The sequence below is a fragment of the Streptomyces sp. XM83C genome (genome assembly GCF_023072675.1).
Classification (GTDB): Bacteria; Actinomycetota; Actinomycetes; order Streptomycetales; family Streptomycetaceae; genus Streptomyces; species Streptomyces thermocoprophilus.
In genome coordinates this window covers 1-10,971 of sequence record NZ_JALLGL010000210.1, presented here as the reverse complement: position 1 = coordinate 10,971, position 10,971 = coordinate 1, and the positions used below count along the sequence as shown (strand labels likewise).

Annotated in this window: 6 protein-coding genes; 4 read left to right on the top strand and 2 right to left on the bottom strand. The window is 75.7% G+C overall.

Features of this window, described 5'->3' with window-relative positions:
• Positions 1-56: 56 nt before the first annotated feature.
• The 4 genes from MTQ10_RS21600 (at position 57) to MTQ10_RS21585 (ending at position 8,023) form a co-directional block, all read left to right on the top strand.
• Positions 57-1,442 carry an aKG-HExxH-type peptide beta-hydroxylase gene (locus tag MTQ10_RS21600; protein WP_247470895.1) on the top strand — a complete coding sequence of 462 codons (1,386 nt, stop codon included), beginning with the start codon at positions 57-59 and terminating at the stop codon, positions 1,440-1,442.
• A gap of 91 nt (positions 1,443-1,533) precedes the next feature.
• A complete protein-coding gene (locus tag MTQ10_RS21595; protein ID WP_247470892.1) occupies positions 1,534-2,409 on the top strand; it encodes a hypothetical protein in 876 nt (291 codons plus the stop codon).
• 31 nt (positions 2,410-2,440) lie between these two features.
• The gene (locus MTQ10_RS21590) at positions 2,441-7,387 is read left to right on the top strand and encodes a caspase family protein (protein WP_247470888.1); all 4,947 of its coding nucleotides are present in this window, start codon (positions 2,441-2,443) and stop codon (positions 7,385-7,387) included.
• A gap of 252 nt (positions 7,388-7,639) precedes the next feature.
• A complete protein-coding gene (locus MTQ10_RS21585; protein ID WP_247470886.1) occupies positions 7,640-8,023 on the top strand; it encodes a DUF6069 family protein in 384 nt (127 codons plus the stop codon).
• 106 nt (positions 8,024-8,129) lie between these two features.
• On the opposite strand, the gene MTQ10_RS21580 is transcribed toward MTQ10_RS21585, so the two are convergent.
• Both MTQ10_RS21580 and MTQ10_RS21575 read right to left on the bottom strand, forming a co-directional pair.
• Positions 8,130-8,627: a hypothetical protein gene (locus tag MTQ10_RS21580; protein WP_247470883.1), complete on the bottom strand. Its 498-nt coding sequence runs from the start codon at positions 8,625-8,627 to the stop codon at positions 8,130-8,132.
• A partial coding sequence (locus MTQ10_RS21575; RefSeq protein ID WP_247470879.1) for a molybdopterin oxidoreductase family protein occupies positions 8,624-10,971 on the bottom strand: 2,348 nt, incomplete at its 5' end. The genes MTQ10_RS21575 and MTQ10_RS21580, both read right to left, overlap by 4 nt.

Genomic DNA, 10,971 nt, shown 5'->3' with positions numbered 1-10,971 from the left:
GTGGGGGGTGGCCGGGGTTCCCGCATCTTCGGGATCCGTGTCCGCGGGGGTGGGGCGTGACCGGTGAGGTCCTGCGCGTCTTCCGGATCGACGTTCCGTTGCTGGACCGGATGGCCGCCGGCGGTGGGGGCGGTGAGGCGTTGCGGCTGCTCGGGGACGCCGAGTACGCGCGGCGGCTGCTGCTTCTCCGTGCGCTGCTGGACCGGGCGCGGGAACACGGGGGTGGCGTCGCGGCCGAGGTGGCCGGACTGTTCGAGGTGCTGGCGCGGGCGCGGCGCGCCGACCCCGGGGTGACACGCCGGGTGCTGACGCATCCGTCGGTCGGGTCGCGTCTCGTGGCGACCTGGCAGGAGCTGGCGAAGCCGGGCCCGGCGCTACCGCTGGCGGAGGTGGCGGCGGCCGTCGCCGTCGCCGCGGGCGTGCCGGCCGAGGTCACCCTGGCGGGGCGGGGGCCCGGCGCGGTGCTGCCCGGGGTGGGCGCGGCGGTCCTGGCGGACGCGGCCCCCGGCACTCGGGTGCGGCTGCGGGCCGGGGCGCTGGAGTCGGAGGGCGGCACGTCGGTGCGGGTGCCGGGAGGCGGGCCCTGCGAGGCGCTGCCGCAGGCCGGCGCGGGGGGCCGCTGGTGGCCTTTGCGGGTGGTGTGGCCGGAATCGGCGCGGGGCGGCGGCCGGGCGGCGGACGTGCCGGGGGTCGTCCTCGACGACGTGGACCCGGTGGCCGCGCCCGGCGTGCCCCGCATGCGGCTCGGGACCGGCGAGGTGCGGGCCTGGCGGGACGGGGCCGCGGGTGCGATGCGGCTGCTGCGGGCGCGGCATCCCGGGTACGCGGGCGAGGTGGCGGTCGGGCTGCGCGCCCTCGTGCCGCTGCCCGCCGATGACGCCACCCACCGCAGCAGCAGCGCCGCCGAGCGGTTCGGCGCTGTGGTGATGACCCGGCCGGCGTCGCACCAGTGGTTCGCCGAGACGCTGGTGCACGAGACGCAGCACAGCAAGCTGGTCGCCGTACTGCACCTGATCGATCTCGTGGAGCCCGGCGCCTCCAGGGGGCCCCTGCTGTACGCGCCGTGGCGGGACGACCCACGCCCGCCGGCCGCGTTGCTGCACGGCACGTACGCGTTCCTGTCCGTCGCCCGCTTCTGGGCCGTGGAGGCCGCCTCTGCGAGCGACCCGGGGCGGCGGTACGACGCCCAGGTGCGGTGCGCGCGCTGGCGGGAGGCGGCGGCGGAAGCGGCCGGCACGCTTCTCGCCCACGGTGATGTCCTCACCGGCACGGGCCGGCGGTTCGTCACCGTGATGGACGCCGAGCTGGCCGAGCTGCGCCGCGTCCCGCTCTCGGTGGCCGCTGTCCGTGAGGCGCGCCGGGAGGCGGAGGAGCACCGGAGGCTCTGGCGGTCCCGGCATGCGGAGCACACCGACGAGCAGGCGCACAGCCGTACGATGTGACGGGGTGTCAGACCTGTGGTTGTCATCGCGTCCGCACGGGGTACATGTCCGGGCACATCCGGTGCCGCACCGGACGCAGGGGGTGAGGGGCATGGGACCCGTCGTGCTGGTGCACGGCATCTGGAACGCCGTACCCGGTCTGACGCCGGCTCAGGCGGCGGAGGCGAAGGCGGAGACGGCGGCGAAGCGGCTGCGGGACGGCCTCGTCGCGGCCGGGCTGCCGCATGTCGACGTACCCCCGCTGGTGATGGCGTACTACGCCCATCAGCTCGCCGACGACTACCGGCCGCAGCGGCAGTCCGCCGGCCGGGACCGGCTGGAGGACCTGTCGGCGGCGCAGACCGCGGAGGCCTGGGAGTGGCTGCGGCTGGCCGGGGTGGAGCCCGTCGAGGCGCAGGCCGCGCTGCTGGCGCCCGTGCGGTGGGGCATCGGCAGGCTCGTGGCGCGGCGGGCGCACGGGGCGGCCCCCGGCGTACGGGACCGGCTGGCGGAGCTGCTGTCGCGGCTGGTGGTGGCCACCTTGCAGGACACCGACGCCTACACGTCGCGGCCCGCCCGGCGGCGCGCCGTGCGGGAGACGGTCGCCGAGGCCGTCCGCGGCAGCGGGGCGCGGGTGCTGGTGGCGCACTCGCTGGGCACGGTGGTGGCGTACGAGACGCTGCACGCGTATCCGGATCTGGAGCTGGATCTGCTGCTGACGCTGGGCTCCCCGCTGGGTCTGCCGGCGCTGATGCGGAAGCTGGAGCCGGAGCCGGTGGACGGGCGGGGTGCGAGGCCGCCGGGGGTGCGACGCTGGGTGAACATCGCGGACGTGGGTGACCTGGTGGCGGTGCCGCCGCGGCTGGGCGACGCGTTCCCGGTCGATGTGCACGAGACCACGGACATCGGCCTGTTCGACCCGCACACCCTCGGGGGTTATCTCTCCAGCGGTCTCACCGCGTCCGCGCTCGCCCCCTATCTGGCGTGATCGGTGTACCGGACGGGAGGTGGGGCACGGCGTGACGGTGCACGCGCTGGTCGTCGGGGCCGGCGGTTTCCCGGAGACGGTCCTCACCGAGGAGGACCTGGCCGAGGGACGGATCCCCCTGGGACCGCTGACGAGCGTCGCGGAGGCGGTGCCGAGGGTGGCGCGGGCGCTCGACGCGCTCGGCGTGCGGGTCGCGGGTGTGCTGTCGGACCCTCGGCTGGAGGACTGGGAGTCCGCCTGGCGGCGGGTGCGCCGGGAGGCCCGCCGCGACCCGGTGATCGTGCACTTCAGCGGACACGGTCTGTGCGTGGGCGAGGAGCTGTACCTGGCGGTCATGGACACCGACCCGCGCGACGAGTACGTCCACGAGTCGGCCGTCGATGTGAGCGCGCTGCTGCGGAACGTGGACAAGGGCAGCGGCGGACCGGTGCTGTTCCTGCTCGACGTGTGCCACGCGGGCGCGGCGCTGCACCCGCCGCTGCTGGCGCAGCTCGCCCGGCTCAAGGAACGCAAGGCCTGGGTGATCGCGGCCTGCCCGGCCGACGACACCACCCACAGCGCGCGGTTCAGCGAGGCGACCGCCACCGTGCTGGACGAGCTGAGGCAGGGCAGGCTGTTCGTCAGCAGTTCGCTGCCGTACGTGCCCGTGGAGGTCCTGGCCGCTCGTATCGACGAGGTGATGGCACGCGAGGACAGGGAGAGGGGCGAGCCGAAGCAGGACGTGGTGCGTACGGCCGATGACACGGCGGTGCTGCCGCCGCCGCCCTTCCTGGCCAACCCGCACCACCGCAGCCGGCCCTCGGACGCCTATCTGGCCCATCTGGACAGCGGCCTGGAGCACTTCCGGGGGGTCCTCGCGCCCGAACTGGACGTGGTCCACTTCGCGGAGCGCGCCGCCGGCGGGCGGGGCGTGTTCCGCTTCAGCGGGCGCACGGCTCAGCTGAGGCGGCTGCGGGAATGGCTGGACGGCACGCCGCAGGACGGGAACCGGCCGTCGGACGGCACGGCACCGGACGGGAACCAGCCATCGGACGGCACGGCACCGGACCAGAACCAGCCATCGGACGGCACGGCACCGGACCAGAACCAGCCGCCGGACGGCACGGCACCGGACCAGAACCAGCCATCGGACGGCACGGCACCGGACCAGAACCAGCCGCCGGACGGCACGGCACCGGACCAGAACCAGCCATCGGACGGCACGGCACCGGACGGGAACCGGCCGTCGGACGGCGCGGCACGGGCCGGGGAGCGGCTGCTGGTCGTCACCGGGAGCCCGGGGTCCGGCAAGTCGGCACTGCTCGGGGTGGTGGTGTGCACGGTGCATCCCGAGCTACAGGCGCTGCGGGCCCGGCTGGCGCTGCGCACCTTCCGGCCCCGGCCCGATCCTCGGCTGCTCGCCGTGCACGCACGCGGGTTGACGACCCCTCAGGTGGTGCGGTCGCTGCACCGGCAGATCCTGGAGGCGGTCGCCCGGTCGGCGGGCATGCCGGCGCCGGAGCCGATGAAGACGGTGGAGTCGGCCGAGCTGTTCGACACGCTCGCGCGGGCGGGCGGGGCGACCGTCGTCGTGGACGCGCTGGACGAGGCGGACGACCCGGAGGAACTGCTGCGCGAGGTCGTGCTGCCGCTGGCCGGTCACCCGGATCCCGCGACGGCGCCGGGGTGCCGGGTGCTGCTCGGCACCCGGCTGTGGCGCGACACCCTGCCGGATCTGCGGGCCGCCCTGGAGGGCCGGCCCGAGCTGCTGATCGACCTCGACAGAGAGACGCCGCAAGCGCTCGCCGACGACCTCGGCGCCTATCTGGAGCAGCTCCTGGACCCCCTCTGCCCGCCCGAGACGGCGCACGAGCTGGCACAGCGGCTCGCCTGCTCGAACACCTACAGCCACTTCCTGACGGCGTATCTGTACGGCACCCATCTGCGGGAACGGCACGCCGCGTCCGCCCCGATGACCCCCGAGGAGGCCGTGGCCGGGCTGCCGCTGGACCTGCCGGGCATGCTCGATCTGAACCTGCGGACCCTGCGCGCCGAGGACCCGTGGACGGGACCGGTGCTGGCCGCGCTCGGCCGGGTGGCGGGCGCCGGGATGCCGCTGGAGCTGCTCCACGCGGTCGCGGTGGAACTCGCCCAGGAGGACCCCGGCCCGGTGCCGAGGCGGCCGTCGGACACCGAGAGGGCCCTGGACCGCGCCCGTTTCCATCTGCGGCGCACCTCGGACGACGGCCGGCATCTGTACCGCTTCTTCCACCAGGCCCTCGCCGAGCGGATGGCACCCCACGCCCGCCCCGAGGCCGTGCTGCGGGCGCTGCTGGCAAAGGTGCCGGTCGCGGGCGGGGTACGGGACTGGGCGGCGGCCGATCCGTATCTGCGGCGGCACGCCGCCGATCATGCGGCGGACGCGGGACCGGAGGCACTGGACGCGCTGCTGGCGGACCCGGGGTATCTGCTCCACGCCGATCCGGAGCGGCTCGCCCCGCATCTGCACCGGGCGCGGGGCGAGCGGGCCAGGCGGCACGCGGACGTGTACCGGCAGACCACGGCACATCATCCGCTGCGGCACAGCGTGACCGCCCGGCGGGATCTGCTGGCGCTGGAGGCGGCGGTGTGGCGGGACGCGGAACTGGCGTCGGCGCTGGCCGAGGCGACCGGCCCGGCCGAACCGCTGGTACGGCCGCTGTGGGCGCTGAGCCGGACGGCCGCCGCGGCCCGGCTGCACACCCTCGGCCCGCACGACGGGCCGGTGACCCGGGTGCTGTTCACCTGCGTGCCCGGCGAGGCGACCCCGGTTCTGGTCACCGCCGGTCCGGCCGACCGGGCGCGCCGATGGGACCCCCTGCGCGGTACGCCGCTCGGCGAGCCGCAGGCCGCGGCGGGCACGGTCCACGACCCGGGCGCGGTCCAGGGTCTGGGCGCGGCCCGCGGCGCCGACGGGCGACCGCTGGTGATCTCCGTCTGCGAGGCCGGGATCGCCGTCCACGACGCGGGCACCGGCGCCCTCCGCCACATGCTGCCCCCGGCGGACGGGACGGTCGGTCCCCTGCTGGCCACGCTCACCCTGCCCGAGGGCGGGGCCCGTGCCGTCACGGCCGGGGCGGGCCGCGTGTTCCAGGTGTGGGACGTGGACGCGGGGCGGCGGCTGTTCGAGCGGGACAGCGGGATGACGGACGTACGGGCGCTCGTCGCGGGAACCCTGCCGGACCGCCGGCCGGTGGTGCTGGCCGCCGGTGACGAATATGCGGCGCGGGCGTGGGATCTGCGCACCGGGCGGCTGCTGTTCCGGCTCGGACCGCACGCGGACTTCGTCCTCGCCGCCGCCCTCACCCGCCGTACGGACGGCGGGGCGGCGGCCGTCACCGCAGGCCTGGACCAGCGGGTGCACGTGTGGGACCTGTCCGACGGCCAGGGCCGTCCCCTGCACACACTGAGCGGCCACCGGGACTGGGTCACCGCGCTCGCCGCGGGCCGGGCCGGCGGGCGGTGCCTCGCGGTGAGCGGGGACCGTCAGGGCCGCCTGCTGGTGTGGGACCTGGACGCGGGCCGGGCGGTGGGCGAACTGCCCGGCGGGCTGGGCGTGATCCGCTGCGTCGCGCTGTACGACGACGGGGCCGCCGGTCTGGTCGTCGCCGGGTGCGACGACGGGCGGGTGGCCGTGTGGGAGCTGGGCCGATGGACCCGCACTCATGCGTTCGCGGCACATCCGGGCGGCGCCCGGACCCTGGCCGTCACCCGTGCCGGTGACCGGGTCCTGCTGGCGACCGGTGGGGCGGACGGCCGGGCGGTCGTCTGGGACGTGACGCCGGAGGACACCACCACGGGCCGCGAGGACGCGGAAGGTGCGGACGGCGCCGGGGGTGCCCGCGCGACGGTGGACGGCGGACCGTCCGGTACGGCATCGGACGACCGGGGAGGCGGGGTCCGTGTGACGGCGGGGCGTGGCCCCGTCGCGGCCCGGATCGCCGGCCACCGTGCCGGTGACCGGGTCCCCGGGCACGGCGGGCCCGGTGCCGAGCGGGCCGTGGGGCACAGTGCCGTCGCCCTGTGCGCACCGGGCGCGGGGCCCGTACTGCTGCTCGGGGTGGCCCGGCGGGGCCTGGAGGTACGCGAGTTCGTCACCGGCGAGCATCTGCACCGGCGGGATCTCCCGGCGCCCGTGCCCTGGGGGCGGGCCGTGGCCGCGGCCGAGCTGCCGGGGCTGGGTCCGGTGGCGGTGACCGCCGGCCGGGACGGCGCCGTGCGCACCTGGGATCTGCGCACCGGCGAGCACCTCCACACCGTCGCCGGGGTATCGCGGCGCAGCCGTGCGCTGGCCGTCGCGGCGCTGCCCGACGGGCGGCCGGTGGCCGTCACCGGCGAGGACGACATGACCGTGGGCGTACGGGAGTTGACGACCGGGATACTTCTCGCGCGGTTCCCCGGTCATACCGGCCGGCTGCTGTCCCTGACGGTGCTGGAGCGGCCCGGTGCGCCGCCCGCCGCGGTGAGCGCCGACGACGCGGGTGCCGTCCTGGTGTGGGACCTGGCCACCGGGTCGGAGATCGCGGCGCCGTCCCGGTCGGGTCCGCCGGTGCACGGCGTGGCCGTCGCCGAGCTGCCCTGCGGGACGGCCTTGGTCCTGGCGGGCGGGGACGACGGCGAGGTCCGCGTGTGGGACGTGGACGCGCCCCAGGCCGTACGGCATCTGACCGGGCTGGAGAACCGGGTGAACGCGCTGGCGGCGACCCGCCGGCCGGACGGCACGACGGTGGCGGTCGGCGGCGGGGAGGACGGACTGCTGGCCTTCTGGGATGTCGCGACGGGCGCGGAGCTGGGGCCGCCCTGTCATCTGCCGGGCCCGGTGTCGGGGCTGGCCGCCTGCCCGGCGGGCTGCGCGGTCGCGCACGCGTCCGGCACGGCGGCCCTGCGCTGGACCGAGCAGCCGCCGGTGCCGGTCCCCGCACCGCGCGCCCCCGCATCTGCGCGGGGGCCGTCCGGGTGAACCCGGGCCGCCGGTGCCGTCCCGGCATGCAGGCGGGCGGCGGGGGTTCTTCACTGAAGGTCCGGTCCCGTATCCGCGCGACCGCCGGGCCGCCGGTCCGGCACCGCGCGCGGCAGTGAGCGAGGAGGCCCCTGTGGAGACACCGGACGGACCACGCGCCGGCGGCCGGGCGTCGTACGACGCCGTCCGGACCGGCACCGGCCCGCAGCCGTCCCCGCCGGCGCCCCGCGGTTCGGCGGAGCGGGCGGGGTGATGACCGCGGGTGTGGCGGGGCTGACGGCGATGGTGGCCGTGGTGCTGGCACGTGGCGTGTTCGGGGTGTCGGTGTTCGGGCCGGCCGGTGAAGGCGTACAACAGGACACCTCGGCCACGGTCCCGGCGGTGACGGCGGCCGGGGCGGCCCTGGGCGCGACCGGCGCGCTGCACGTGCTGGCGTTGCTGTCCCGGCGGCCGTGCCGGGTGTTCTCGTGGCTGGTGACGTCGGCCACGGTCGCGCTCGTGCTGTTGCCGTTCACGACGGACGCGGCCACCGGCGAGAAGGTGGGCGCCGCCGCCGTACGGCTCGCTGTGGGCGTCACCGTCGGGGCGATGCTGTCGGCGGTGGGCCGGGGGGCGCTGCGCCGGGGCGGCAGGTGACGGGGAAGCGACCCTCGTACGGAACGATGCGACGGCTTTCCCTTACTTCTGGCATCGCGTCCGTGCTCGTGCTCGTTGCGACGCGCGCCGCGCGGGCGGGCGGCCGTCAGCGGGCCGCGAGCAGCAGTTGCGGCGACAGCTCCTTCAACATCGTGTTCGTCCGGCGCATCTGACGCAGCGTCTGCGGATGGCAGGAGGAGGTGAGTTCGAGGAGCTGTTCGTCGCGGGCCGCCTGCGCGGCCTGCGCGAGCATCTCCCAGTACAGCGAGTTGCGCGCGGCGGCGAGATGCAGTCCGCGCAGATCGCGCAGGAGCGTCGGGCCGCCCGGCTCCGTGCGGCGGCCCAGCGCTTCGGCCGCTCTGTCACGCAGGGAGGCGAGTGCCCCGGACGCCGGGTGGGCGGCGGGTCCGCTCAGGTCGAGGCCATGGTCACGGCCCGCCTCGGCGAGCCGCCGCGTGTGCTCGTGGGACCAGCGGGCCACGTCCACGGCGACATGGTGGAAGCCGTGGTCGGCGCGGTGGCGGTCGGCGGCGGCGAGCAGGTCCTGTTCCAGGTCCCGCTCACCGTCGTGCAGGTCCTTCAGGGTCTCGGAGATCCCGGTCATGTCCGGCTCCCTGCGGGGGTGGAGGTCCGCTGCGCGAGGCTGTCGCGGCGTGCCACGAGGACGACGCGGGCCGCGCACGTCTTGAACAGGGGCTGCTTGGACACGGGGTCCCAGTCGGTGACGGTGGCCTCGTTGGCGGCCCGGCCGGCGCCGTCGCCCTCGGGGCGATGTCCCCCGGGGGTGTCCCAGTAGCCGTAATGGAACGGCAGGAAGACGGTGCCGTCGCGCATCGCGACCGTGCGCAGCCGGGCCCGGACCGCGCCGCGCGGGGTGCGCACCTCGATCAGGTCGCCGTCGGACAGGCCCTGCCGTGCGGCCTCCTCGGGGGACAGTTCGGCCCACACATCGGGGGCGGCGTCGTTCAGCTCGGGCACACGGCCCGTCTTGGTGCGGGTGTGGAAGTGGTAGACGGTCCGGCCGGTGATCAGCTGTAGCGGATGCTCCGGTGTGACGTCCTCCTGCGGCGGCAGATACTCGGCGGCCTTCAGTACGGCCTTGCCGTCCGGATTGAGGGACCGGTACTCGGTGACGTCCACGCCGGCGCCGGTCACCAGATCCTTGCCGTACGTCTCGCACACGTCGGGGTGGGCGAAGGAGATGCCGTCGCCGTACAGGCGGGGCGTGCCGTCGGGGCGGTCGGGGGTGCACGGCCACTGGATGCCGCCCTCGCGCAGCCGTTCGTAGGTGATGCCGGTGTAGTCGCAGGGCCGCCCGGCGCTGCACTTCTGCCAGGCGGCGAACGCGGACCGGGGGTCGTGCCAGGGGACGAGGGGGCCGCCGTCCTGGTCGCGGAAGTCCATGCGGGCCGCGTAGTCGAGGAAGATGTCCAGATCGGAGCGGGCCTCGCCGGGCGGTTCGACGGCCTTCTCGACGAGGTGGACGGTGCGCTCGGCGTTGGTGAGCACGCCGGTCTTCTCGCCCCAGGCGGCAGCGGGCAGGACGACGTCGGCGAGCTGCGCGGTCTCCGTGAGGAACAGGTCCTGCACGACGGTGAACAGCCGCTCCTGCGCGAGGACCGAGCGGATGCGGGCCAGCTCGGGCAGGGACACGGCCGGGTTGGTGCCGCTGATCCACAGCAGACGGATGCTGCCCTGTTCGGCGTACCGGAAGATCTGGAGGGCGTGGGTGGGCGGCCCGAAGTGCGGGATGCGGTCCGGCGGTACGTTCCACAGCCGGGCCAGTTCCTCGACATGGGTGTCGTTCTGCCAGTTGCGGAAACCGGGCAGGTCGCCGTCGGCGCCGCACTCACGGGTGTTCTCCGCGCTGGGCTGACCGTTCATCTGAAGCAGCCCGCAGCCGGGGCGGCCCAGCATGCCGCGGATCAGATGCAGGTTGTTGACCTGCACGGCGGCGGCGGTGGCCTGATGCGACTGGTAGACGCCTTGAAGGACCGTCGACAGCAGCCGCTCGGCGTCGGCGAGGAGTTCCCCGGCGTGTTCGATGCCGGCGGCCGGCACATCGCAGATCCCGGCGGACCGGCGCGGGGTGTACGGCTCGACGGCGGCGGCGAGTTCCTCGTACCCGACGGTGTGCGCGTCGATCCAGTCGCGGTCCACGCGGTCGCGGCGGATCACCTCGTGCAGCAGGGCGTTGAGCAGCGCCACGTTGGTGCCGGGGCGGGGCGCCAGATGGACCTCCGCCCGGCGGGCGACCGGCGTGACACGCGGGTCCACGCACAGCAGGCGCGGCGGGGCCGTCCCCGCCAGCCGGTCCAGGACCCGCGACCACAGCACGGTCTGCGTCGCCGCCATGTTGTGCCCGAACAGGGCGATCGTGTCGGCGTGGTCGAAGTCCTCGTACGAACCGGGCTGGCCGTCGCAGCCGAACGACTCCTTCAGCGCCTCCGCCGCGGTCGCCGTGCACAGGCGGGTGTTGCCGTCGAGGTGATGGGTGCCGATGCCGGCGCGGGCCAGCACGGCCAGGGTGTAGTACTCCTCCAGCAGGAGCTGCCCGCTGGTGTAGAAGCCGAACGCGCCGGGCCCCCGCTCCTCCAGCAGCGCGCGGGAACGGTCCGTGATCCGGGCCATCGCTGTGTCCCAGTCGCAGGGGCGGAGCGTGCCGTCGTCGCGGATCAGGGGCCGGGTGAGGCGGTCCGGGGAGGCGTTCGCCTGCCAGCCGTACAGGTCCTTCGGGCCGAGCCGCCCCCGGTTGACGCGGTCCCCGGCGCGTCCGCGGACGCCGACGATGCGGCCCTGCCGTACGGCGATGTCCATGGCGTCGCCGTTGGAGTGCAGCACGGAGGCGGCCGGGACCCAGCGGTCGACCTGGTCCTCGGCGATGCCGGGGGCGAGGTGGAGATCGGTGCGGGGCGGCCAGGGTGTGCCGGGGGCGTACGGGGTGCGGG

Excerpts from the sequence above, each read along its gene's own strand:
- MTQ10_RS21595 (WP_247470892.1), top strand. The coding sequence starts at position 1,534 with ATGGGACCCGTCGTGCTGGTGCACGGCATCTGGAACGCCGTACCCGGT.
- MTQ10_RS21585 (WP_247470886.1), top strand. The coding sequence starts at position 7,640 with ATGACCGCGGGTGTGGCGGGGCTGACGGCGATGGTGGCCGTGGTGCTG.
- MTQ10_RS21580 (WP_247470883.1), bottom strand. The coding sequence starts at position 8,627 with ATGACCGGGATCTCCGAGACCCTGAAGGACCTGCACGACGGTGAGCGG.